Raw genomic sequence first — 24341 nt, 5'->3', positions numbered from 1 at the left:
CGGAGTGCTAACCTGAAGCCCTGGTACTGGAGGTTTCACATGTCTCAAGCTTTGGCGACCACCAACCTGTCGCTGCCCAGCGTGGTCGGCAGCCTGGATGCCTACATCTCGGCGGTGCACCGCATCCCGGTGCTGAGCCACGATGAGGAGCAGGCGCTGTCGCGTCGCTACAACGAGGAAGAGGACCTCTCCGCCGCCAAGCAGCTGGTGCTGTCGCACCTGCGTTTCGTGGTGCACGTGGCCCGCGGCTATTCCGGCTACGGCTTGCAGCTGGGCGACCTGATCCAGGAAGGCAACATCGGCCTGATGAAGGCGGTGAAGCGTTTCGATCCGGACCAGGGCGTGCGCCTGGTCAGCTTCGCGGTGCACTGGATCCGCGCCGAGATGCACGAGTTCATCCTGAAGAACTGGCGCATCGTGAAGGTCGCCACCACCAAGGCGCAGCGCAAGCTGTTCTTCAACCTGCGCAAGAGCAAGAAGCGCCTGGGCTGGATGAACGCGGCCGAGGTGAGCGCGGTCGCCCACGACCTGGGCGTGCCCGAGGCCACGGTGCGCGAGATGGAATCGCGCCTGTCCGGCCGCGACATCGGCTTCGAGGCGCCGGCGGACGCCGACGACGACGCCAGGCCCGCGCCCGAGGCGTTCCTGGTCGACGAAGGCGCCGACCCGTACGACAACGTGGCCGCGGCCGACCAGTCGGACAACGAGCTGACCACGCTGTCCGCCGCGATGGGCAAGCTGGACGAGCGCTCGCGCCACATCATCCAGCGCCGCTGGCTGGACGACGACAAGGCCACGCTGCAGGAACTGGCCGACGAGTACGGCGTGTCCGCCGAGCGCATCCGCCAGGTCGAGGCGAACGCGATGAAGAAGATGCGCGGGCTGTTCGCGGCCTGACCGGGCGGCCCCGTCCGGCCGCGATCCCGACAAGCGACGCAGCTGAGTTGCCACGGCCCGCTTCCGCGGGCCGTGGGCTTTTCAGCGTTCGCGTCCGTGCCGGTCCGCGCCGGTGATGATTCGCGCGTGCCGCGCCTGGGTCCAGTACGCCATCGCCCAGTCCAGCAGCACCACCAGCCGGTTGCGGAAGCCGATCAGGAACCAGATGTGCGCGCCCAGCCACACCCACCAGGCGAGCAGGCCGGAGAATCGCAGCCGACCGAACTGGGCTACTGCGGCCATGCGTCCTATCGTGGCCAGCGAACCCGCGTCGCGATAGCGGAACGGCAGCACGCGCGTGTCGCCGCGCAGGCGGGCGGCGATGAGACGTCCCACGTGCTCGCCCATCTGCTTGGCGGCCGGCGCCACGCCCGGCACCGGGCTGCCGTCCTGCTGCACGCTGGCGAGGTCGCCCAGCACGAACACCTCGGAATGGCCGGGCAGGCCGAGGTCGGGCTGCACCAGCACGCGGCCCGCGCGGTCCAGCGGTGCGTCCAGCTGGCGGCCCAGTGGCGAGGCGGCCACGCCCGCGGCCCACAGCACGGTGCGCGCGGCGATGCGCTCGCCGCCCAGCGTCACGCCGTCGTCGTCCACTGCGGTCACCGCGTGGCCCAGGCGCACCTGCACGCCCAGGTGTTCCAGCTGCCGCTGCGCCTTGGCCGACAGCACCGGATCGAACGCTGGCAGCACGCGCGGGCCCGCCTCGACCAGCAGGATGTTGGCGTCCCGCGGCTGGGCGCGGCGGAACTCGCCGGTCAGCGTGTGGCGGGCGATCTCGGCGAGCGTGCCGGCCAGTTCCACGCCGGTGGCGCCGCCGCCCACCACGACGAGGTTGAGCCAGGCCTGGCGGCGCGCGGGATCGTCCTCCTGCTCGGCGCGCTCGAACGCGGTGAGCACGCGGCGGCGGATCGCCAGCGCGTCGTCCAGCGATTTCAGGCCCGGGGCGTTGCCGGCCCAGTCGTCGTGGCCGAAATAGGCGTGCGCGGCGCCGGTGGCGACCAGCAGCCAGTCGTAGTCCAGCCGCTCGCGGGTGAGCTGCACGCGGCGCTGCGCGAGGTCGATGCCGGTGACCTCGTCCATCAGCACGGTGACGTTGCGCTGGTGGCGCAGGATCTGCCGCAGCGGCGCGGCGATCGACGGCGCCGACAGGCCCGCGGTGGCGACCTGGTACAGCAGCGGCTGGAACAGGTGGTGGTTGTGCCGGTCGACCAGGGTGATGCGCGCCGGCGCGCCGGCCAGCGCACGGGCGGCGGAGAGTCCGCCGAAACCGCCGCCGAGTATCACGATGTGAGGCAGTGCAGCGGGCATGCAGTGGTTCCTCGCAAACGGGTTGTTCAGTAGAGGTCGATCGGGTCCACGTCCAGCGACCAGCGTACCTTGCGCGCCGCCGGCAGGCGCGCGAGCTGCGCGGCCCAGGGGCGCAGCGCGGCGTGCAGCTCGCGGCGGTTCGCCGCTTCCAGCAGCAGCTGGCCGCGCTGACGGCCGGCGCGCAGCGGCATCGGCGCGGGCATCGGGCCGGCGACCTGCAGGCCGTGCTCCGGCGGCAGCGCGGCGCAGGCTGCGGCGAGGAAAGCGTCGACCGCCGCGCGCTGGGTGGCCTCGGCGCGCAGCAGCACCTGGTGTGCATAGGGCGGCAACGCGCCCAGTCGCCGTTCGGCCAGCAGGGTCTGCGCCGCGGCGGCGTAGCCCTGCGCCAGCAACTGGCGCAGCAGCGGGTGGTCCGGGTGATGGGTCTGCAGCAGCACGCGGCCCGGCTTGGCGGCGCGTCCGGCGCGTCCGGCCACCTGCACCAGTTGCTGCGCCAGTCGCTCGCTGGCGCGGAAGTCCACGCTGAGCAGGCCTTCGTCCACGCCCACGATGGCGACCAGGGTGAGGTTGGGCAGGTCGTGGCCCTTGGCCAGCATCTGGGTGCCGACCAGGATCGCGGGTTTGGCGGGCTGGTCCGCCGCGTCGCGCAGGCCGTCGAGCAACTGTTCGAACGCGTCGCGGCGGCGGGTGGTCTCGCGGTCGATGCGCAGCACCGGCACGTCGGGGAAGCGCGCGGCCAGCGCTTCCTCCAGCCGCTCGGTGCCCTGGCCCTGCGGCTTCAGCTCGGTGGCGCCGCAGGCCGGGCAGGCCGCCGGAATGCGGCTGTGGTGGTCGCAGTGGTGGCAGATCAGTACGCGGCGGCCGGCGTGCAGGGTCATCGGGTGTTCGCAGCGCGGGCAGTCGGCATGCCAGCCGCAGGCGTGGCACAGCAGCACCGGCGCATAGCCGCGGCGGTTGCGGAACACCAGCGCCTGTTCGCCGCGCGCCACCGTCTCGGCCACCGCGGCGAGCAGGGTGGGCGAGAGGCCGTGCTCCAGCCGCTGCGCGCGCATGTCCACGATCTGTACCGTGGGCGGCCGCACCGCGCCGGGCCGTGCGCGCAGGTGCAGCGCGCGGTAGCGGCCGGCTTCCACGTTCGCCAGCGATTCCAGCGACGGCGTGCCCGAGCCCAGCAGCACCGGCACGTCCAGCGCGCGGGCGCGCACCACGGCAAGGTCGCGGGCGTGGTAGCGGAAGCCTTCCTGCTGCTTGTAGGCGCCGTCGTGTTCCTCGTCGACGATGACCAGGCCGGCGCGCGGCAGCGGGGTGAACACCGCCGAGCGCGTGCCCAGGATCACCTTCGCCTCGCCCGAACGCGCGCGCAGCCACGCCCGCGCGCGTTCGCCTTCGGCGAGGTTGGAATGGATCACCTCCACCGCCACGCCCAGGCGCTCGCGCAGGCGGCGCAGGGTCTGCGGGGCGAGGCCGATCTCCGGCACCAGCAGCAGCGCCTGCTTGCCTTGCGCCAGCACACGTTCGATCAGGGCGAGGTACACCTCGGTCTTGCCGCTGCCGGTGACGCCGTCGAGCAGGAAGGGCTGGTAGCGGCCGAGATCGTCGGCCACCGCATCCACGGCCTGCTGCTGTTCCGTGCTGAGCGGGTGCGCGGGGCGTACGGCGATGGCGCGGTCGGGGCTGCGTTCGCCGCGCTCGACCAGCCCGGCGGCGAGCAGGCGCCGCGCCGCGGCACGCCAGCCGGGCAGGCAGGCCTCCAGTTCGGTGGCGCCCAGCGGGCCGGCGGCCAGTTCGGCGAGCAGGGCACGGCTGCCACCGCGCCGGCTGCCGGCGTCCAGTGCGCCGCGTCCGGTCACGGTGAGCGACCAGCATTCCTCGCCCAGCGTCGGCAGCGGTTTCGGTTCGCGCAGGGCCAGCGGCAGCGCGTTCGCATAAGCCTCGCCAGGAGCGCCCAGCCAGTAGTCGGCCGCCCAGGCCAGGGTCTGCATCAGTTCGGCATCGAGCAGCGGTTCGTCGTCGAGTACGCGCAGCGCGCGTTTCAGCTTGCCTGCACCCACCGCGGTTTCCACGCCCGTGGCGACCACTACGCCCACTGCCTTGCCGCGGCCGAACGGTACCAGCAACCGGCTGCCTGGCCTGATCTCGCCGCCGGCCGCGGGCGGCAGGTAGTCGAACAAGGTGGGCAGCGGCACCGGCAGGGCGACGCGCAAGGTGGCGGGAATCATGACGGTCGAGTCTAGCGGGGGCGCCGGGGCCGCATTCCCGGCGCAAGGGGCAGGCTTGGCGGGACTTGCGCATACATGCTGCCCGCGGGTCGAGGAGTCGGGCGCAAGTCACTCAGCCGCGCAGGTTTTTCCGCTTATCCACAAAGCCTGTGGACAAGTCTGTGGACGGTACGGGGACGAGGGCCCCCGGAGCGCATCGTGGCGCCCTTCCCTACACTCTGGACATGTTTTGGTCATGCATAAAAACATATGTTTTTCAGTGTGTTGTGTTTCACGGTGGGCAGCCGTTCATCGAACGGCCAACAAGGACGCGCTGGCTTGACAGCCCGGTGACGCTGTGCAAAACCGCGACCGGGTGCTCCCCGGGAGGTGGCGCCGCCAGCCCCTGCGCCAGGGGCTTTGTGCTAGTGCGCCAGCCCAAGCACCGCCGCGCCCAGCAACACGAGACCGAGCAGCCAGACGTAGCACCAGCCCACGCACCAGTACTTCAGCAGCGTCATGGCCCAGCCCTGCCGGTAGATCTGCTTCTGCATCACCAGCAGGTAGATCGGCGCCCACCACACCAGGGCGATGCGCAGCCAGCGCAGCGGATAGCCGACCCAGGCGGCATGCGGCACCACCCAGCCGATCAGGGTGCCCAGCAGCATGAGCAGCAGCAACCACAGGAACAGGAAGGCGTGGCTGTGCAGCGCCACGATCAGATGCTCCATGTAGATGCGCCGCCGGAACACGTAGAACAGCTTGAGCAGCAGCGCGAACACCGGCACCAGCACCAGCATGGCGCCCGGCAGCTTGCCGAAGAAGCCGGTGAGCATGCGCTCCCTGGCGGCTTCGCGGCTGGCCGGGTCGCCGTGCTTGTAGTCGTGCCAGTTGTCCTGCATGTGCTGGAGGGTCGCGGTCAGTTCCGCGTTGGCGAAGGCCGGCAGCCAGCCGATCTGCACGGGCTTGATCGGCGTGCGATCGTCGCTGCGCGCCACGGCGGCGACCGTGCCGCTGGCGGCGGGCAACGGCTGGGCATGCAGCTCGGCCAGCCGCCGGTTCGCGGCCTCGCGCAGCTGCTGCTTCCCGCTGGCCGCCTGCGCCGCCATCGTGTCGCTGCCGAAGGTCTGCACCGCGTTCAGCGCGTTGATCTTGCTGTCGAACAGGTCGCGCACGTCCTCGGCGTCCGCGGCCTGCGCGAAGTCGGCGCCGCGGTCCAGCAGCACCGTCTGCTGATGCCGGTCGACATTCTGGTCGATCGCCCGCGAGGTGATCAGGTGCAGCACGAAGAAGTTCAGCAGGCACAGCACGAACATCAGCCGGAACGGCGCGATGTAGCGCATGCGCCGGCCGGCGAAGTACTCCAGGGTGAGGAAGCCGGGCTTGAGGAACAGCGCCGGCAGCGTGCGCAGGATGCGGCTGTCGATGTGCAGCAGCGTCTCCACCGCCTCCTCGGTCATGTGGTGCATCGGCTTGAGCACGCTGTGCATGGATTGCCCGCACTCGTGGCAGTACTCGCCGGCCAGCGGCGTGCCGCAGTTGGCGCAGTGCAGCCCTTCGTGGCTGGACAGGGATTTCATCGCGGGTCCCTTGGCGGTCATGGACAGGCTCTCGGCGTCGCAGCGGGCGATCTTGGCACAGCAGGCGATGGCCGGCAGCCCGGTCCGCTAGAATGGCCGCCCCCCGGAGTCTTTCGATGAACCCGTTCCGCCCCGAACGTGCCCGCGTGCGGCACGAGATCGGCGCCACCGTGCGCCTCGCCCTTCCGCTGATCCTGGCGCAGCTGGCCGCGGTCGGCAGCAACGTGATCGACGCGGTGCTGGCCGGCCACGTGAGCGCGCATGTGCTGGGCGCGGTGGCGGTGGGCGCCAGCCTGTGGTCGCTGGCGATCGTCAGCGGCATCGGCGTGATGATGGCGGTGCCGCCGTCGGTGGCGCAGCTGGATGGCGCCCGGCGGCGCGGCGAGGTGGGCGGCGTGTTCCGCCAGGCGCTGTGGCTGGCGCTGGGCATGGGGGTGCTGCTGTGGTTCGCGGTGCGCCACGCGGGGCCGCTGATCGACCTGATCGGGGTGGCGCCCAGCCTGCGCCACGACGTGGAGCGCTTCCTGTACGCGATCAGCTGGGGCGCGCCCGCGCTGACCTGCTATTTCGCGCTGCGCGGGCTTTCCGAGGGGCTGTCGCTGACGCGGCCGTCGATGTACTTCGGCTTCGGCGGCCTGTTGCTGCTGATTCCGCTGGGCTACGTGCTGATGTTCGGCAAGCTGGGCATCCCGCCGCAGGGCGCGCACGGTTGCGGCGTCGCCACCGCCACGGTGCTGTGGCTGGAGATGCTGGGCTTCGCGGTGTACGTGACGAAGCACCGCAACTACCGCGGCCTGAACCTGTTCGAGCGTTTCGAGTGGCCGGACTGGCGGCGCATCGGCGCCTTGCTGTACGTGGGCGGGCCGATGGCGGTGACCCTGCTGGCCGAGGGCGGGCTGTTCGTGGCCACCGCGCTGATCATCAGCACGCTGGGCGAGGACGTGATCGCCAGCCACCAGGTGGCGCTGAACGTGGCCACGCTGTTCTTCATGGTGCCGCTGGGACTGGCGATGGCGATCACCGTGCGGGTGGGCAACGCGGTGGGGCGCGGCGACGCGCGCGGCGTGCGCTACGCCGGCTTCTGCGGCATCGGCCTCACCCTGGCGACCCAGCTGGTGTCGGCCTCGGTGATGCTGGCGCTGCCGCACTACATCGCGATGCTTTACACGCACGACGCCACGGTGATCGCGCTGGCGTCGCAGTTGATCGTGCTGGCCGGGCTGTTCCAGTTTTCCGACGGCATCCAGGTGGCTGCGAACGGCGCGTTGCGCGGACTCAAGGACACCCGTGCACCGATGGCGATCACCCTGTTCGCCTACTGGGGCGTGGGCATGCCGGTGGGCTGGTGGCTGGCATTCCACCATGGTCTCGGCGCGCGCGGCATGTGGATGGGCCTGATCGCGGGCCTCAGCGTGGCGGCGCTGATGCTGTTCGTGCGCTTCTGGCGCAGCGCCTGGCGCGAGCGCTGGCGGCGGCATGCCGACGTCGCGCCGGAGGCGCCGGTGCCGGTCGCTCCCGGCATGACGTGATGCCGCCCGAACGGCTACGCTAGCGCGAATCCCTCCCGGAAAACCCGTCGATGTCGCCTCCGCCCATGCCGTCCCGTCCTTCGCCTTCGCCCACGCCGCCGCGCCGGAACGGTTTCTGGGCGGTGCTGTGCGGCATCGGCCGCGGCATCAACGTGGTGCGGCTGGTCATCATCAACGCGGCGTTCTTCTTCGTGTTGCTGATCGTGCTGGTGCTGATCGCGGGCGGCATCGCCGCCAGCCGCGCGTCGCGCACCGTGGCGGACGACAGCGTGCTGGTGCTGCAGCCGCAGGGGCAACTGGTCGAGCAGTACAGCATCGATCCGCTGCAGCGCGCGCTGGCGCGCCTGTCCGGCGGCAAGAGCGAACAGGTGCAGCTGCGCGACCTGGTGGGCGCGATCGACGGCGCCGCGCGCGACAAGCGCATCACCCGCATCCTGCTGCTGCCCGACGAACTGCACGCCGGCGGTTTCGCCGCGTTGCGCGAGGTGGGCGCGGCGCTGGACCGCTTCCGCGCCACCGGCAAGCCGGTGATCGCCTGGGCGGCGAACCTGGACCAGGGCCAGTACTACCTCGCCGCCCACGCCGACAGCGTGCTGCTCGATCCGCAGGGCAGCCTGATGCTGACCGGCCTCGCGAACTACCGGCTGTTCTACAAGGGCCTGCTGGACAAGCTGGGCGTGGACGTGCACCTGTTCCGCGTCGGCCAGTTCAAGAGCGCGGCCGAACCGTACATCCTCGACCACGCCTCGCCCGCCTCGAAGGAAGCGGACGGCTACTGGATGGGCGGCCTGTGGGACGAATACCTGGCCGAGGCGGCGAAGCTGCGCAAGCTCGATCCGGCGAAGCTGCGCGCCGACATCGACAACCTGCCGCAGGCCATCGCCGGCACCCAGGGCGACCTCGCCAGGCTGGCGCTGGACGAACACCTGATCGACGGCACCGCCACCCGCGCCGAGCTGATCGCGATGCTGCGCAAGCAGGGCGTGCCCGCCGCGAAGAACGGCCACGGCTTCCGCTCGGTGGACCTGCAGCATTACGTCGCCGACCTGCCGACGGGCGGCGATCTGCTCACGCCGGGCGTGACCGTGGTGGTGGCCGAGGGCGAGATCGCCGGGGGCAAGCGGCCGCCGGGTTCGATCGGCGGCGAGTCCACCGCCGCGCTGGTCCGCGCCGCGCGCGAGGACAAGCGCACCAAGGCGCTGGTGCTGCGCGTGGATTCGCCCGGCGGCGAGGTGTATGCCGCCGAGCAGATCCGCCGCGAGGTGGAACTCACCCGCGAGGCCGGCATTCCGGTGGTGGTCTCGATGGGCGACGTGGCCGCCAGCGGCGGCTACTGGATCTCGATGAACGCGAACCGCATCTTTGCGGAGCCGAACACCATCACCGGCTCGATCGGCATCTTCGGCATGTACTACACGGTGCCGAACACGCTGGCCAAGCTGGGCATCACCAGCGACGGCGTGGCCACCGGGCCGATGGCCGGCGCGTTCGACATCAGCCGTCCGCTGGACCCCAAGGTCGGCGCGGTGATCCAGGCGATCATCGACAAGGGCTACCGCGACTTCGTGGGCGGCGTGGCCAAGGCGCGCGGCAAGAGCTACGCCGACATCGACGCGATCGCCCAGGGCCGCGTGTGGACCGGCAGCCAGGCGCGCGAACGCGGCCTGGTCGACCAGCTCGGCGGCCTGGGCGATGCGGTGACCGAGGCCGCCGGCCTCGCCAAGCTGGGCGGGAAGTACCCGGTGCGCTACCAGCAGGCGGCGCTGGGCGCGTTCGAGCGCTTCATGGTCGGCTTCAGCCAGAGCGCCGGCGTGGAACTGCTGCAGGCCTGGGGCGTGCGGCTGCCGCCGTGGTTCGCGCAGATCCATGCGCTGGCGCCGGAGCTGTCGCTGCTGCGGGACGCCAGGGCCGGCACGCCGAACGTCTACGCGTATTGTTTCTGCTCGCCGCACTGAGCGGCGCGCCGGAGTTCAGTCGATCGCGGCGTGGTACCACTCGCCCTGCCGCGACACGCGTATCGGCATGCCGAACGCTACGCCCAGCGCCTCGTCGGTGAGCGTGGCGGCCTTGTCGCCCTGGCGCAGCACGCGGCCGTCCTTGAGCAGCAGCACCTGGCCGATCTCGGGGATGATTTCCTCCACGTGATGGGTCACCAGCAGCAGCGTGGTGCCGCCGCGCGCCAGCGTGCGCAGGCTTTCCAGGAAGCGGCGACGGCTGGCGAGATCCAGTCCCGCGCAGGGTTCGTCCAGCAGCAGTGCGCGCGGGCGGTGCACCAGGGCGCGCGCGATCAGCACGCGGCGCGCCTCGCCGGTGGACAGGCTGGCCATCGCGCGGCCGACCAGATGGCTGGCGCCCAGCTGCTCCAGCGCCGCGTGCGCGCGTGCGCGCATCTCGTCGCTGACCGCGTGGTCCCGCCACAGCCCGCGCGCGGCGAAGAAGCCGGAGACCACCGCATCGAACACCTCCAGCGGCTCCTCGCTGGTGTAGTCGCTCTGCACGGCCGGCGAGACGATGCCCAGCAAGCCGCGCAGCTCCGCCACGTTCCAGTGCGCGCGGCCGAACACGCGCACCGGGCTGCGGCCGTCGTCCGGCGCCAGCGGGTAGACCTGGCGCGCGATCAGTTGCACCAGCGTGGACTTGCCCGCGCCATTCGCGCCGAGGATGGCGGTGTGGCAGCCGGCGTCCAGGCGCAGGCTGAAACGGTCCAGCACCGGCTGGCCGCCGCGCAGCACGGTGGCGGCGGTTATCTCCAGCAGCGGCGGTACGGGGAGTGGGTTGGCGTCGGCGGGCATGCCGGAAAGATGCCGGCAAACCCGGCGGCTGGCAAGCCATGTGGACGTCGAGACGTCCAAACGCGGGCAGGGTTACTGGGTCTGCGCCTCGATCTGCCTGCGCTGTTCCTCGGCCTGCTTGTCCGCGATCTTCTGCACGTCCTTCGCCCGCTGCTCGTCCGCCTTCATCGCATCCCACGGCGTGGCGACGCGGCTGCTGGCCGCGGCCGCCGGCTGCGCGACCGCGGTCGGCGTGGGCGACTTCCCGGAGCAGCCGGCGAGGGCCAGCAGGCACAGCAGCGGCAGGGGTGCTTTCATCGTGCGGACCTCGCGGGAATGCCGGCGCCGAGTGTCCCGCCGCACGGGCCCGGCGGCAAGGCCATCGTGTAAGCTCAGCCCATGAACAGCCGCATCGACGCCTGGCAGCTGCACGGCCATACCGCCCTGATCACCGGCGCCAGCAAGGGCATCGGCTACGCCGCCGCGCGCGAGCTGGCCGGGCGGGGCGCGAACGTGCTGCTGGTGGCGCGCGACGAGGATTACCTCGAACAGGTGCGGGTGGAGCTGGCCGACGACCACGAAGGCATCGAAGTGTTCGCCTTCGGCGCCGACCTCGCCGACGCGGAGGACCGGCTCGCGGTGTTCGACTGGGTGGCCGACCTGGGCCTGCCGCTGTCGCTGCTGGTCAACAATGCCGGCGGCAACGTACCCAGGCCGGTGCTGGAGTACGGCGACGACTACCGGGAAATCTTCGAGCTGAACCTGTTCGCGGCGTTCGAGATGTGCCGGCTGGCGCATCCGCAGCTGGTGCAGCACGCGAACGCGGCCATCGTCAACGTGGGCTCGGTGTCCGGCATCACCCATGTGCGCACCGGCGCGCCCTACGGCATGAGCAAGGCCGCGTTGCACCAGCTCACCCGCAACCTCGCCGCGGAGTGGGCAGTGGACGGCATCCGCGTCAACGCGGTGGCGCCGTGGTACATCCGCACCCAGCGCACCGATACGGCGCTGGCCGACGAGGATTACCTGGAGGAAGTGCTGGAGCGCACGCCGCTGCGCCGCATCGGCGAGCCGGAGGAAGTGGCCGCGGCGATCGCCTTCCTGTGCCTGCCCGCCGCCAGCTACATCACCGGCCAGGTGCTGGGCGTGGACGGCGGCTTCCTCAACTACGGGTTCTGATCCCCGTTCACGGGCCGCCGCAACCCTGCAGCTGCGCACGCAGCTCGGCTTCGCGCCGCAGCAGCGGGGGCTGGTCGCTCTTGAACGCGCGACCCAGCTTGTGCTCGTTCTCGGTCCAGTCCTTGCGCAGCGCCTCGCACACTTCCTGCGGGCTCATGGCGCGGCAGCGGTCCCGCACCCAGGTGTAATAGCTGGAGACCATCGCGGCGTTGGGCGGCTCGCGGCCCATGCGGTTCGCCGCGTTGTACTGCTGCGCCAGCGAAGTCGGCACGCCGACGATGCCCAGCGGCGCGTAATAGCCGGGCGGGTCGCCGGTGGCGCTGGTATAGGTCTTGCCGTCGGTGGCGCGCACGCACTGGTACAGCACGGGCACCGGGGCGGCCGGCGGTGGAGGTGGCGGCGTTGCGGCCGCGACGACAGGTGGCGCGCTGCTGCCGGGCGCGGGCGGGAGGTAGGGCGGGGACGACGGCGGCGCCACGTCCAGGGCGATTGGCCGCTGGCCCTGCGCGCCGGGGCAGGGCGTGGACTGGTAGCTGGCCTCGCCGTGCGCTCCCGCGCACTTGTACACCGTCTGCGCGTGCGCCGGCGCGCACAGGCCTGCGCCCGCCAAGGCGAGCAGGAAGGACAGGGCGGGCAGACGCGGCATCGTTCGTTCCACGACCACGCGGGGAGCAAGGCTCAGAATACGGCCTCGTGTTCCTCGGCGGCAAAGCCCAGGGTCACCGCGCCTTCGCCCACGTTGACCATGCCGGTGATGCTCATCGGCGCCTCCAGCAGCGCGACGCCGCATTCCTCGCAGGCCACGCGCAGGCCGGCATGGCCGGGCAGGTGCGAAAGCACGTCGACGTCGCCGCCGTAGCTCAGGCATACCACCGGCACCAGCAGGCCGGCGCGCACGCGGGCGGCGGCGTAGTCGAACAGCTGCTGCGCGCCCTGCTCGAAGCCGCGCGCCTTGCCCACCGGGCCGGTCTCGCCGCGGAAGCAGCGCAGGATGGGCTTGATGTCCAGCGCCGAGCCCAGCATGGCGCTGAACAGCCCCACGCTGCGGTCGTTCTTCTTCTTGGCGCGGGCGCGCAGGTAGTACAGGTCGCGCGGCAGCATGTAGCCGTAGCTGTTGTGGGCGATGTGGTTGAGCCGTTCGCGGATCGTGGCGGGCGCCTCGTTCGCCGCGATCAGCCGGGCCGCCTCGAACACCACCGGCGCCGCGCCCGCGAAGATGTTGCGCGTGTCGATCACCCGCATCAGGAACGGCCCGGGAATGCCGGCCGGCTCGCGCACCTCGCGGTAGCCGCGCAGTATCGCGAAGCTGGCGCGCACCACGTTGTCGTGGATCGGGCTGCGGGTGGCGGTGATGGTGAGGCAGAACGCGCAGTCCTGTTCCAGCGCCTGGTGCTGCAGGAACATCCGCTGCACCTCCTCCACCGAGGTGGGCTCGGTTTCCGCCGAGTGGCTGCGGTTGCCGAGGCGGCGGTCGATGAAGCGCCGGATCTCCGCCGGGTCGCGGTCGTCCAGGAACGTCTCGCCGTCCACCTTCACGGTGATCGGAAGCACCGAGATGCGGTGTTCCTCCACGAACGCCTGCGGCAGGTCGCAGGCCGCATCCATGGTCAGCCCCATGCGCATGTGTCACCCCCTCAAATGACGCCCAGAACATAGCATGCGCCGGGCCCCGATGCCGGGCAGCGAGTCGCCGTCCCATGCATTCATAATGGCGCCCGACCCCGAGGACCCCGCCGGCGTGGCGTCGCCGGCATCCTCCGCGCAGGCGGAGGCAGCAACGGACAAGGCAGCAACACATGAAAGAAAAACAGGAAATCGTCGCCAACTGGTTGCCGCGCTACACCGGCACGCCGCTGGAGCAGTTCGGTCAGCACATCCTGCTGACGAACTTCGGCCACTATGTGGACTTGTTCGCCGAATGGCATGGCGTGGAAGTGCGAGGGCGCGACCGGCCCATGCCGAATGCCACGGCGGACGGCATCACCTTGATCAACTTCGGCATGGGCAGCCCCAACGCCGCCACCGTGATGGACCTGCTCGGCGCGATCGCGCCCAGGGCGGCGCTGTTCCTGGGCAAGTGCGGCGGGGTCAAGAGGAAAAACCGGATCGGCGACCTGATCCTGCCGATCGCCGCGATCCGCGGCGAGGGCACCAGCGGCGACTACCTGCCGCCCGAAGTGCCGGCGCTGCCGGCATTCCAGTTGCAGCGCGCCGTCTCCACCATGATCCGCGACCTCGGCCACGACTACTGGACCGGCACCGTCTACACCACCAACCGCCGCGTCTGGGAACACGACGACCAGTTCAAGTCCTACCTCCGGCGCACCCGCTGCATGGCGGTGGACATGGAGACCGCCACCATCTTCGCCGCCGGCTTCGCCAACGAGATCCCCTGCGGCGCCCTGCTGCTGGTCTCCGACCAGCCGATGATCCCCGAGGGCGTGAAGACCGAAGCCAGCGACCGCACGGTCACCGAGACCTACGTGGAGGCGCACATCCGCGTGGGCATCGAGGCGCTCAAGCTGGTCCGTCGCAACGGCAGGAGCGTGAAGCACCTGCGGTTCGACGAAGACGGGGACTGAGGGCGAAGAAACTCGACGCGGTCGTCTCTGCTGCAGCCATCACGGGGCGGAATGCATGCCCCTGCGTGCTGCGGGCGGGGCGACCGCTGGCGTCCGCCCCCGCATCAAGGCCCGGGATTCGAAACCCCGCTACCGGCATGCCAGGGCAACTTCCGGCTGCGATGGCGGCCAGCAGCCGCGCGTGCTGCGATGCAGCACTCCGGCTTGAGCGTCGATCACGCGTGAAACTCAAGGCGATCCCTTACCGGTGCCTTGGGCAAGACGGGTGGCGTTCAGGCTCGCCGATACGCCAACATTCGGAAACGAAAAATATTGCGCAAGTCCTGATTGCTGATTTATGTGGATTTTCCCGTTTTCAATGACTGCAATTCGTTTTTTATTGCTGCCTTGTCGTAATTAATTGCGAATATGAGTTCGTTGACAAAATGTAAAGCGGGCGTATCAAATCCGCATGCCTCAATGTGAAACCTGATGTCGATGGTTAATCGTTCGACCAACCGGATCTACCGTCCCGGATCCACGGCCCACTGCCAGGTTGGCGTTCCCAGCCGTTTGCGTTGACGCACCTTTACCCATGGATGATCGCGGCCAGTGACGGAGCGCCGCGATGCGGTGGGCAAATCAGAAGGCCGGGGCTGCTGCCACCGGCCAGATCAAGAATCTATTCGGAGGGTGTCACTCATGAAACTCGGGGTTTCGAAGCTTTCCTCATCCGTCCGCCTGGCGCTTTCGCTGGGTGCCGTCGTCGCCATGGGCACCAGCACCATGGCGTTCGCGCAAGACGCCAACAGCCAGCAGGGCGGCCAGCCCACTGAACAGAAGGCCAAGCAGCTGCAGACCGTGGTGGTTACCGGTTCGCTGATTCGCCGCGTCGACGTCGAAACGTCCAATCCGGTCGTCACCATCGACCGCGCGCAGATCCAGGCCACCGGCAAACTGACCTTGGGCGATCTGGTGCAGCAGCTGCCGGCGATGACCGGCGGCAACGTCAATCCGCAGGTCAACAACGGCGGCGGCACCGGCCAGTCCAGCATCAACCTGCGCGGTCTCGGCTCCAAGCGCACCCTGATCCTGGTCGATGGCCAGCGCCTGCTGAGCAAGGATCCCAACGCCATTCCGGCCGATGCGATCGAGCGCATCGAAGTGCTGCCTTCCGGTGCTTCGGCTACCTATGGCTCCGATGCCATCGGCGGCGTGGTGAACTTCATCCTGCGCAAGGACTATCAAGGCGCAACGTTCACCGCCAACGTCGGCGAGTCCGACCAGAACGACGGCGGCCAGCAGGGTTACTCGTTCACGTTCGGCCAGACGTCCGACAAGGGCAGCATCATGGCCGGCATCTCGTACAGCAAGCAGGACGGCGTACTGGCGTCCAACCGCTCGTTCTCCAGGAGTGCCCTCAGCCTTTCCCAGACCACGAACGGCGCCCGCAACGCCTATATCGGCGGTTCGTCGTCCGGCCCGTACGGTCGCATCCAACTGCCGAAGTCCGGGCCTATTACCGACGCTTTCAGCAACTGCGCCAATAAAGCCATTACGCTGAATCCGGGCGGCAACAGCCAGGTCGTTACCCCCGCGAATTACCATTGCTACACCAACTCGGACAAGTACAACTACGCGGGCGTCAATCTGGACATGACGCCCCAGGAACGCACCGGCGGCTTTCTGCGGGGCGAGTATCGCCTCGGCGATCACGTGACGGCCTATGTGGACGCGATCTACCAGAAGACTTCGTCCAACTTCCAGCTGGCATCTGCCTTGTTCGGCACCGATACGACGGGCGCCACGATTGCGAAGGACAACGCGTTCAACCAGTTCGGCGTCGGCCCGTTCGGCACCAGCTTCGGCTCCACCGGCAACAGCTTTCGCACGCGCCTGACCTCGGCCGGTTTCCGCACGGCGGCAGTCGGCCGTACGGATGCGCAAATCAATACCGGCTTCAAGGGCGACTTCACGGTCTTCGACCGTAACTGGAATTGGGACGTGGGCTTCAACTTCGGCCACGAGAGCGTCGTCACCACGACCGGTGGCCTGGCCAACCAGAACGAGCTTTATACGGGCTCCTCCACGATGGGTCCCGATGGCGTGGCGATCTGCCCCAGCGGCGTCAGCGCGGTCGCCTGCCAGTTCAATCCGTTCGACATCAATGCACCGGGCAGCATCGCGGCGCTCAAGGCTGCGGCGGCTTCGGCCCCCAGCAATGTCTACCAGCTCGAGCGGACCTGGCACGCCGGCATGAACGGTGAGCTGTTCGACCTGCCTGCCGGCGCCGTGCAGTTGGCGGTGGGGGCGGAGTACCGCAAGGACTACCAGCACAACGTCCCGGCGCCACAGCTGGTGGTCGATCCCACGACCGGCAGCTGCATCCTTGGAAGCCAGTGCCTCAGCGCGGTGCAAGGCGGCTACACCACCAAGGAAGTCTATGCCGAGAGCTTCATCCCGGTGCTGGCCAACCTGCCGGGCGTGAAGTCGCTGAACCTCATCGTTGGCGACCGCTATTCGCGTATCGGCAATTTCGGCAGCACGAACAACTTCAAGTTCGCGCTTGAGTACAAGCCGATCGACGACCTGCTGCTGCGCGGCACGATGGAGCAGGTGTTCCGTGCACCCACGCTGGGCGAACTGTACAACTCGGGTTCCGATGCGCCGCTGATCCATACCGACCCGTGTACCGGCTATACCGGTGCGCCCGCCGGTTCGCCGATGGCCCTGGCCTGCCAGAACGTACCCACCGACGGCTCGTTCGTGAACACCTACGTGCAATCGGGGCAGCAGGCGTCCACGATCACGCAGGGTTCGCGGGTGGCCGGGTTCGACGTCAAGCCTGAGCATGGCAAGACCTTCGACGTGGGCCTGGTCTACAGCCCGTCGTATGTGCCGGGCTTGTCCACCACGCTCGACGTCTGGCATCTGTACCTGAACGACACCATCACGGCGGTGGGCCTGCAGAGCCTGCTCAACCTGTGCGCCGGCGGCTCGACCCTGTACTGCCAGTACATCCACCGCAATCCGAATCCCGGTCCCAACCAGGGTCAGTTGCTGCAGTCCACGGTCGAGCCGGTGGGCAACCTGGGCAGCCTGAGCACCGGCGGCATCGACTGGTCCGCCAACTACAAACTGCCGCAGTTCTCCTTCGGCCAGTTCGTCGTCGGCGTCAACGCCACCTATCTGAAGTACTACACCCAGCAGACGGCGCCCGGCATCGGCGGCAACATCACCTACAACAATGCGGGGCATCTGCTGCCCTACGGCTCCGCGCAGGCGGCCGCCTGTCCGGACAACGTGGGCGTTTGCACGTTCCCGCGCTGGCGCGCGCAGGGCTTCGTGGACTGGCAGTTCGGCAACTGGAGTGCCGAGTGGCGCATGCGCTACATCGGTGCGTTCCGGAACGGCTCCGCCAATCCGGATGAGGCGACCAGCCCGGTTCAGGGGGCGCCGGCGACCACGATCCTGCACTACGGTTCGACCATCTACAACGATGTGTCGCTGGGCTACAACATCGAGCCGTTGAAGACCCGCGTGGACTTTGGCGTGAACAACCTGTTCGACCGTGCCCCGCCGATGTTGTATGCGAACAATACGCTCAACGCCAACACCGATCCCAGCACGTTCGACCTGATGGGCCGTTACTTCTGGGCCCGCGTGACGGTCAAGTTCTGATCGTTGGTTCAGATGCTAGTCTTGATGGGCCGCGTGGAAATCACGCGGCCCATTTTCTATTGGACGCGATGAATACCGACGTCATTTCCCAGATCGTGGTCGCGCTGAAGACGGGCCGGGCGGCGCAGGCGGAGCAATGGTCGCGCGCCGCCCTGCTGGAGCTTCCGGGGAACGAGGATCTGCTGCTGCTGCTGGCCATGAGTCTGCAGACCCAGCGGCGCCTGCCGGAAGCGGTATCCATCCATGCCGAACTGGTCAGGCTGTTTCCCGCGAACAGCGTGCACTGGAACAACTACGCCACGGCGCTGGGCGAAACGGGAGCGATGCAGGACGCCCGTGCGGCCTATTCGAAGGCGGTCGCGCTGGATCCCGCGAATGCGCAGGCCAAAAGCCAGTTCGGGCAGCTGTTGATCGAGTTGCGCGAACCGCTGGCGGCGCGCGAGATGCTGCTGGACGCCCTCGTGCTGGGGCACGATATCCCGGAGACGCGGATCCACGCCGCACGGGCCTGCTGCCTGAGCCAGGATCTCGAGGGCGCCAGGGAACTGCTCGCACCGTGGCGGTCCTGGACGCCGCTGGATGACGACGGGTTGCAGTTGAGCCTCGCCCAAGTGCTGACGCTGCGGAACGATGTGCTCGATGCCGCGGAACTGCTGGAGGACCTGCTGTCGCGGCAGCCGGAAAACCTCGAAGCCAGGCTGCTGCTGGCGACCCAGTACGAGCGATTCAATCGATTGGCGGACGCCGAGGCCATGGCGGAACCGGTGCTGCGCGCGATGGCGGAATCGACGGAGGCCCAACGCAACGAAGCGACGCATCTGTTGGCCGCGTTGGCACTTCGGAAAAGGGATGCGGCCGCGGCGAAGCAGATGCTGGAGCGTTGCGGGCCGCAGGGCGAGGACGATTATGCCCACTACTTCCAGCTCGCCGCGGTCCACGACAAGCTGGGTGAAACCGACGCGGCCATGTACGCCCTGCATGTGGCCCATCGTCTGGAGGCCAAGGAGCGGCAGTTCGATTCGCCGGAATATTTCGCACCGGATGCGAAGGCGTTGCCGCTGCAGACGCTGGGAGTTTCGGCCGAACAATACGCGCGCTGGCCGCGGTTGATCGCCCCGGAGGGGCGCGACTCGCCGGTCTTCGTGGTGGGCTTCCCGCGCTCGGGCACCACGCTGCTGGAGCAGATGCTGGACGCCCATCCGGACCTGCAGTCGATGGACGAGAATCCGTTCTTCAATCGCCTCGCCGACATCCTGCGCAAGCATGATTCGCGCATCCTCGAAGATCTCGGCGTGTTGCGGCAGTTCGATTGCGACGAACTGCGCAAGCGCTACTACGCGATGGTGGATGAGCGTGTTTCGCGGCAGCCGGGCGTCCGGGTGGTCGACAAGAATCCGCTGAACATGCACTGGTTGCCGATGATCCACCGCCTGTTTCCCGAGGCGAAGATCATCCTTGCGCTGCGCCACCCCTGCGACGTGGTCCTGAGCTGCTACATGCAGAGCTTTCGCTCGAGCAGCCTGGCGGCGGCCTGCAGCACGCTGGAGCGGCTGGCGCACGCTTACGTGGAGACCATGGCCAAGTGGATCGACGAGGCGGCCCTGCTGCAGCCGTCGGTGATGATCTCGCGTTACGAGGACCTGGTGGCGGACGTGGCGCTGCAGACCGGGCGCATCGGCCGGTTCCTGGACCTGGCGGACGCTTCGCCGATGCTACATTTCGATAGCCACGCGCGCGGCAAGGCCTACATCGCCACGCCGAGCTACTCCCAGGTGATCGAACCGGTGAACCGCCGCGGCATGGCTCGCTGGCACAAGTACCGCAGCCATTTCGAGCCGGTGCTGCCCATACTGGAGCCCATGCTGAGGCACTGGGGCTATTCGGCCGACGCGCCCGCTTGAAGACGCGCCACCCTTGCTGCGCCGTCAGTGTTCCGGCAGCTGCAGCAGTTCCGGCACGTAGGGTGCGTAGTGGCGCCACCGGCCGACCGAGCGCGCATGCACGGGTTGCCGCGCCTGCCATGCACTGGCCGTGCGGATGTCGCCGCCCACCCGGGTGGTTGCAGGGGCGGGCGAGGGCGAAAGGCCGAGCCATGGCAGCAACGCGGCGATGGTGGCGGCGGGATCGCTGACCAGCTCCTCGTAGCGGACAGTGCGCACCGATTGCGGGTAACGCGCCAGCCAGTGCGCGCCCAGGCGCCTGCAGCCGTGGATCACGGCCGCGATATCCGCGAAGTCGCAGGCGTAGTCGTGCGCCGCATCGCGGAATGACTGCGACCACAGCGACAGCGCGGTGTCGCGCGCATCGCGCGTGCACAGCAGCACGCGTGCGTTCGCCCACAACTGCATGATCAGGTCGACGCGCAACAGGTTCATCGGCTGCTTGTCGATGAAGCAGCGTGCTCCCGTCTCGTCGTCCTGGCGGAGCTGGGCCGCATAGAATGCCGCACACTCTTCCAGCGCGGCCCGGGGCGGATGCGGCGTGCGTTCCAGCCGCAGTGCCGCCACCTCCAGCCAGCCCAGTTCGCCGCGATTGCAGACGCCGGCATGCGCCGCCAGCCGTTCCGCCAGCAGCGTGGTGCCGGAACGCGGCACGCCGACGATGAAGATCGGCGTCCAGTCTGTCGGGCCCGGCAAGGACATTGCGCTGGCCGGTGCGGCGAGCCTGCCGTCGATGCTGCGTTTCCAGCGTTTGCGCGACCACTGGCTCGAGGCATGTGCGCCGGCATTCGCTTGCCGCAGTGTCGCTGCAGCCTCGGCGTACTGGCCTAGGTCGTCATGGGCCTTGCCCAGGGCGAACAAGGTGCTGACGCGCGTGTGCTGGTCCAGTGCCGGACGCTGCAGTATCTCCCGGAACAAGGTCAGGTCCGGATGCTGCGCGTCGGCATAACGCTGCAGGCCGGCGAGGCCGAGCGGGATGTTCCAGTTCACCGCGTCGGGGTGATGGTCAAGAGCGTGGCGGTAGCGCTCGCGCGCGTGGTCGAACCGGCCGAGCTGGGTGGCGAACATGCCGGCATATGCGTGCAGCCGCGCATCGTCCGTTCCGGCGGCGATGGCCGTCTCGCAGATGGCGAAGGCGGCTTGCGGCAGCGCGTAGTCGTCGAGCATCTCCACCGCGCGGATCGTTGTCTCCGCATCCTGCGAGCCGTGCTCGAACAGGCGGCGCATGGCCTCGGCCGCCGCGTGGAGGCGCCCCTGCTCGCGCAGGAACTGCACCAGCAGGAAGGTGGCGGCGCTGTCGCCGGGGTACGTGGCCAGGCGGCTGCGCAAAACGGCCTCGGCATCCTGCCGTTCGCCTCGTTGCCAGCGCACGCCGGCCACGCCCAGGCAGGCATCCACCGAGTCCGGGAAACGGCGGGATGCCTCGGAAAATGCCGCCAGCGCGGCATCGAGTTCGCCCTGCAACATCCAGGAGCGTGCCTGTTGCAGCCAGTCCGCCTCCGGAGCGTGCGCCAGCGCGTCGAATTCGCGTTGCCAGGGGTGGGCGGCGGCAGGCGTCATGGGGCGTAGGCGGGAAGACCGAGCGCCTTGCGCAGCGGATCGAGCAGGGAGCCGTAGCGCGACGAGCGCGCGGTGTCGCGCCGCAACGGCTGGCGTACCTGGGTGGCGCTGGGCGAGCGCACTTCGCGCTTGTTCTCGTGGAAGTGCAGGCAGGCTTCCTCGAACGGGAGCTGGCAGAACGCCAGCAATTCGCGGATCTGCGCCTGCGGGTCCGCCACCAGCGCCTCGTAGCCGTTTTCGCGCACGGACTCGGGATGCAGGGCGGCGCTGCGCGTCACGCTGCGATCGAAGTCGCGCCAGAACGCGGCGAGATCCTCGAAGTTGCGGGCGTAGCCGTTGTTGGCATCCAGCTTCTGGCGGTAACAGGAGAAGCAGGTCTCCAACGGGTCGCGCCGGCACACCACGATGCGCGCGCCCGGCAGCATGGCGAGGATCGCGCCGATGTACATCCAGTTGTTGGGCAACTTGTCGATGAAGCGGGGGCGCTCGCGGCGCCAGCGCGCGGTGCGTTCGAGATAGCGTTCTCCCAGGGCCGCCCAGTCCGCCGGCTGCATCTCGCCCACCCATTGCGGGAACGGCTTGCCGCGCCGGCGCGATTCCTCGGCGATCACCTGCGGCAGGTCCGGCAGCTCGCCGGCGCCTTCCACCGAGGAATGCGCGGCAAGGATCTGTTCGATCAGGGTGGAGCCGGAGCGCGGCAGGCTGACGACAAAGATCGCCTCGCGACCGAGTGCTCCGGGCGCGCCTGCGGGTGGCGGGTCGAAGGCGTCGGAGATGGCCGCCACGCTGGCCGAAAAGGCCGGCGCGCTCCAGGCAAGATAGCGCCGCACGATGGCGTTCGCGCCGGCCAGCGCGTCCAGCGACTCGGCGTAGCGGCCGGCGTCGTCGAGGGCTTTCGCAAGGGCGAAGCCGATGTTCACGCGATCGTTTTCGCTGACTCCGCCGAGCTGCAGCGCGGCGCGCATGCGGGCGATGTCGCTTTCGTCCAGCTGGTGCGTCTTGAGGTCGGCCAGGCCCCACCATGCGATGCCCGCGGCCGGCTGCTCCGCGAGCAGCCGCCGGTATTCGGCGACGGCTTCCCCGACCTTGCCCTGCGTGCGCAGCAGGTCGGCCAGCAGGGCGCGTGCGTCGACATGGGCCGGCGACAGCGCGACCGCACGCTGGAGAACCCCGATCGCTTCGTCGTTGCGCACGCATTTGGTGAGCATCACGCCGAGGTTGTACCAGGCCAGCGCCAGGTCCGGGCGCAGCTCGCAGGCGCGACGCAGCATGCGGGCGGCCGCCTCGTAATCGCCGGCGGCGCCCAGCAGCGAGCCCATCGTGTTCCAGGACGGCGCATCCTGCGGGCGCTGGTCCAGCGCGCGCTGCATGGCGCGGATGGCATCCGGATGCTGGCCGCGCAGGCTCAGGATGCCGGCTTTCATGCGCAGCACTTCGGGATGGTCGGGATGGGCCGCCAGCGCCTTGGCCAGGTGACGATCCGCCTCGTCCGCCCGTCCCGCATCCAGTGCCTGTCCGGCGGCCATGACGCATTGGGCGGTAGCGGGAGTCAGGCCTTGCCAACGCGGGTTCATCGGGATATCCAGCATCGGACGACAGGTCGCGGTGCACCTGCATGTACATGCAAGATGCGGGTCAAATGGACGGCAACGTCTTTATTATACCTGCGGCATCTGCATGGACCGGCGGAGCCTCAACGCTGTATCGAGCGCACAACGGCAAGCGATCGCGGAAGAAACATGGACACCGAATCTCAAGGCCACGTCGTGGCGCTGCGCGAAAAAGCCCTTGCCGGCCTGCGGCAGGGCGATGCGTCCCTGGCCGAACAGTGCTTCGTGCAGTTGCTGGAAACCATGCCCGATGACGTGGATGCGCTGCAGTTCGTCGCCGGACGGCATTTCCAGCGTGGCGACGGGGTGCGCGCTGTGGCGCTGTTGCAGCATGCGGCCCTGACCGCACCAGGCAACGCCGACATCATGCATCAGCTCGGCACCGTGCAGATGGCCAATGGCGACCTGCAGGGCGCGGCATCCAGCCTGGGGCGTTGCCTGGAACTGCAGCCCGGGCACTTCCTGGCCCGCCTGCGCCTGGGCCTGGCGATGGAGCAGCTCGGGCGGTCGCACGAGGCCCTGGTGGCGTATTTCGCCGCGATCAACACGGCGCAGGCGCAGGGTCGCTGGCTCAGCGACGCGACCACCGCACCCGGCATCCGCGTAGCGGTACAGCACGCCATGCGCCACGTGGATGCCGGGCGGCACGCGTTGTTCGACGGCCTGCTGGAACCGCTGCGCGAACGCTACGGCCGCGGGGAAATGCGCCGCGTGGAGGAATGCCTGGCGATCTACCTGCACGAGCGGCCGGCAAACCTGCCCGATCCGCGCCAGCAGCCGAAATTCCTGTATTTCCCGGGCATCCCCAGCCGCACCTACTATCCGCGCCAGCGTTTTCCGGAATTCGAAGCCCTGGAGGCGGCTACCGCGGCGATTCGCGACGAGCTGTGCGCGGTGCTCGACAGGCCCGAAGGCCTGGAAGCTTTTCTCAGGGCGGATACCCAGGAGCAACTGGACAGCATGCTGCACGGGGCCGGGGCGCAGCGTGCCGCGTGGGACGCCTATTTCTTCTATCGCCACGGCCAGCGCTACGACGCGCATTGCGAAGCCTGTCCCCGCACCACGGCCATGATCGAGCGCATGCCGCTGTCGCGCATCCGCGACCACGGGCCGGAGACGCTGTTCTCCGTGCTCAGGCCCGGCACGCACATCCTGCCGCACCGCGGCGTCACCAATACCCGGCTGGTCACCCATCTGCCGCTGATCGTGCCCGCGGACTGCGCGTTGAACGTGGGCGGCGAGATCCACGAATGGCAGGAAGGCCGCTGCGTCACGTTCGACGACACCTTCGAGCACGAGGCCTGGAACCGCAGCGACAGCACCCGCGTGGTGCTGATCATGGATTGCTGGAATCCGGACCTCACCGAGGCCGAGCGCGAGGCCGTCGCGGTGCTGGTTGCCGGCATAGGGGACTTCAACCGGAGCTGCGAGTTGCCGGGGGAGTGAGTTCCGCGCTGGATGTGCTGGCGGAGCCGGAACGGCGATACG

Annotated in this window: 17 protein-coding genes; 8 read left to right on the top strand and 9 right to left on the bottom strand. The window is 69.0% G+C overall.

Annotation, left to right across the window (positions count from 1 at the left end; translation table 11 throughout):
- Window positions 1-39 precede the first annotated feature (39 nt).
- Window positions 40-897 (top strand): RNA polymerase sigma factor RpoH, encoded by an 858-nt coding sequence (gene rpoH / locus PCA_RS17235; RefSeq protein ID WP_181303849.1) that lies wholly within the window; start codon window positions 40-42, stop codon window positions 895-897.
- A gap of 81 nt (window positions 898-978) precedes the next feature.
- On the opposite strand, the gene PCA_RS17230 is transcribed toward rpoH, so the two are convergent.
- The 3 genes from PCA_RS17230 to PCA_RS17220 form a co-directional block, all read right to left on the bottom strand.
- Window positions 979-2244, bottom strand: coding sequence for an NAD(P)/FAD-dependent oxidoreductase (locus PCA_RS17230; protein WP_181303848.1), 1266 nt, complete (start codon window positions 2242-2244; stop codon window positions 979-981).
- 26 nt (window positions 2245-2270) lie between these two features.
- Window positions 2271-4463 carry a primosomal protein N' gene (locus PCA_RS17225; RefSeq protein WP_181303847.1) on the bottom strand — a complete coding sequence of 731 codons (2193 nt, stop codon included), beginning with the start codon at window positions 4461-4463 and terminating at the stop codon, window positions 2271-2273.
- 404 nt (window positions 4464-4867) lie between these two features.
- Entirely contained in the window at window positions 4868-6022 is a 1155-nt protein-coding gene (locus PCA_RS17220) for a DUF3667 domain-containing protein (protein ID WP_181303858.1), read from the bottom strand.
- Between the two features lie 116 nt (window positions 6023-6138).
- Between PCA_RS17220 and PCA_RS17215 the strand changes: the two genes are divergently transcribed.
- Together PCA_RS17215 and sppA are read left to right on the top strand one after the other, a co-directional pair.
- The gene (locus tag PCA_RS17215) at window positions 6139-7551 is read left to right on the top strand and encodes an MATE family efflux transporter (RefSeq protein WP_181303846.1); all 1413 of its coding nucleotides are present in this window, start codon (window positions 6139-6141) and stop codon (window positions 7549-7551) included.
- A 50-nt stretch (window positions 7552-7601) separates the two neighbouring features.
- The gene (gene sppA, locus PCA_RS17210; RefSeq protein ID WP_181303845.1) at window positions 7602-9506 is read left to right on the top strand and encodes a signal peptide peptidase SppA; all 1905 of its coding nucleotides are present in this window, start codon (window positions 7602-7604) and stop codon (window positions 9504-9506) included.
- Between the two features lie 15 nt (window positions 9507-9521).
- On the opposite strand, the gene PCA_RS17205 is transcribed toward sppA, so the two are convergent.
- Window positions 9522-10343 carry an ATP-binding cassette domain-containing protein gene (locus PCA_RS17205; protein ID WP_181303844.1) on the bottom strand — a complete coding sequence of 274 codons (822 nt, stop codon included), beginning with the start codon at window positions 10341-10343 and terminating at the stop codon, window positions 9522-9524.
- A 72-nt stretch (window positions 10344-10415) separates the two neighbouring features.
- Window positions 10416-10640, bottom strand: coding sequence for a hypothetical protein (locus PCA_RS17200; RefSeq protein WP_181303843.1), 225 nt, complete (start codon window positions 10638-10640; stop codon window positions 10416-10418).
- A gap of 81 nt (window positions 10641-10721) precedes the next feature.
- Here PCA_RS17200 and PCA_RS17195 point away from each other — a divergent pair, with 81 nt between their 5' ends.
- Window positions 10722-11501: an SDR family oxidoreductase gene (locus PCA_RS17195; protein WP_181303842.1), complete on the top strand. Its 780-nt coding sequence runs from the start codon at window positions 10722-10724 to the stop codon at window positions 11499-11501.
- 7 nt (window positions 11502-11508) lie between these two features.
- On the opposite strand, the gene PCA_RS17190 is transcribed toward PCA_RS17195, so the two are convergent.
- Entirely contained in the window at window positions 11509-12147 is a 639-nt protein-coding gene (locus tag PCA_RS17190; protein ID WP_181303841.1) for a DUF4124 domain-containing protein, read from the bottom strand.
- A gap of 32 nt (window positions 12148-12179) precedes the next feature.
- On the bottom strand, window positions 12180-13124 hold the full coding sequence (locus PCA_RS17185; RefSeq protein ID WP_181303840.1) for a DegV family protein: 945 nt from the start codon (window positions 13122-13124) through the stop codon (window positions 12180-12182).
- Between the two features lie 173 nt (window positions 13125-13297).
- On the opposite strand from PCA_RS17185, the gene PCA_RS17180 reads away from it, so the two are divergent.
- From PCA_RS17180 to PCA_RS17170, 3 genes are all read left to right on the top strand, one after another.
- Complete coding sequence (locus tag PCA_RS17180) at window positions 13298-14083, top strand: AMP nucleosidase (RefSeq protein ID WP_181303839.1); 786 nt, start codon at window positions 13298-13300, stop codon at window positions 14081-14083.
- 591 nt (window positions 14084-14674) lie between these two features.
- Window positions 14675-17743: a TonB-dependent receptor gene (locus PCA_RS17175; protein WP_343204579.1), complete on the top strand. Its 3069-nt coding sequence runs from the start codon at window positions 14675-14677 to the stop codon at window positions 17741-17743.
- A 323-nt stretch (window positions 17744-18066) separates the two neighbouring features.
- The gene (locus PCA_RS17170) at window positions 18067-19644 is read left to right on the top strand and encodes a tetratricopeptide repeat-containing sulfotransferase family protein (protein ID WP_255436946.1); all 1578 of its coding nucleotides are present in this window, start codon (window positions 18067-18069) and stop codon (window positions 19642-19644) included.
- Window positions 19645-19668: 24 nt separating this feature from the next.
- Here the strand turns inward: PCA_RS17170 and PCA_RS17165 are convergent, their stop codons facing one another.
- Entirely contained in the window at window positions 19669-21243 is a 1575-nt protein-coding gene (locus PCA_RS17165; protein ID WP_181303837.1) for a sulfotransferase, read from the bottom strand.
- Window positions 21240-22769, bottom strand: a complete 1530-nt coding sequence (locus PCA_RS17160; protein WP_255436945.1) for a tetratricopeptide repeat-containing sulfotransferase family protein — start codon at window positions 22767-22769, stop codon at window positions 21240-21242. The genes PCA_RS17165 and PCA_RS17160 overlap by 4 nt, the downstream gene beginning before the upstream one ends.
- A gap of 213 nt (window positions 22770-22982) precedes the next feature.
- Between PCA_RS17160 and PCA_RS17155 the strand changes: the two genes are divergently transcribed.
- On the top strand, window positions 22983-24299 hold the full coding sequence (locus PCA_RS17155) for an aspartyl/asparaginyl beta-hydroxylase domain-containing protein (RefSeq protein ID WP_181303835.1): 1317 nt from the start codon (window positions 22983-22985) through the stop codon (window positions 24297-24299).
- The last annotated feature ends 42 nt before the right edge of the window (window positions 24300-24341 follow it).

Origin of the sequence: Rhodanobacter sp. PCA2 (genome assembly GCF_013620825.1) — a bacterium.
Lineage (GTDB): Bacteria > Pseudomonadota > Gammaproteobacteria > Xanthomonadales > Rhodanobacteraceae > Rhodanobacter_A.
The sequence above is the reverse complement of the archived record's forward strand: the minus strand, read 5'-3'. Positions and strand labels throughout refer to the sequence as shown.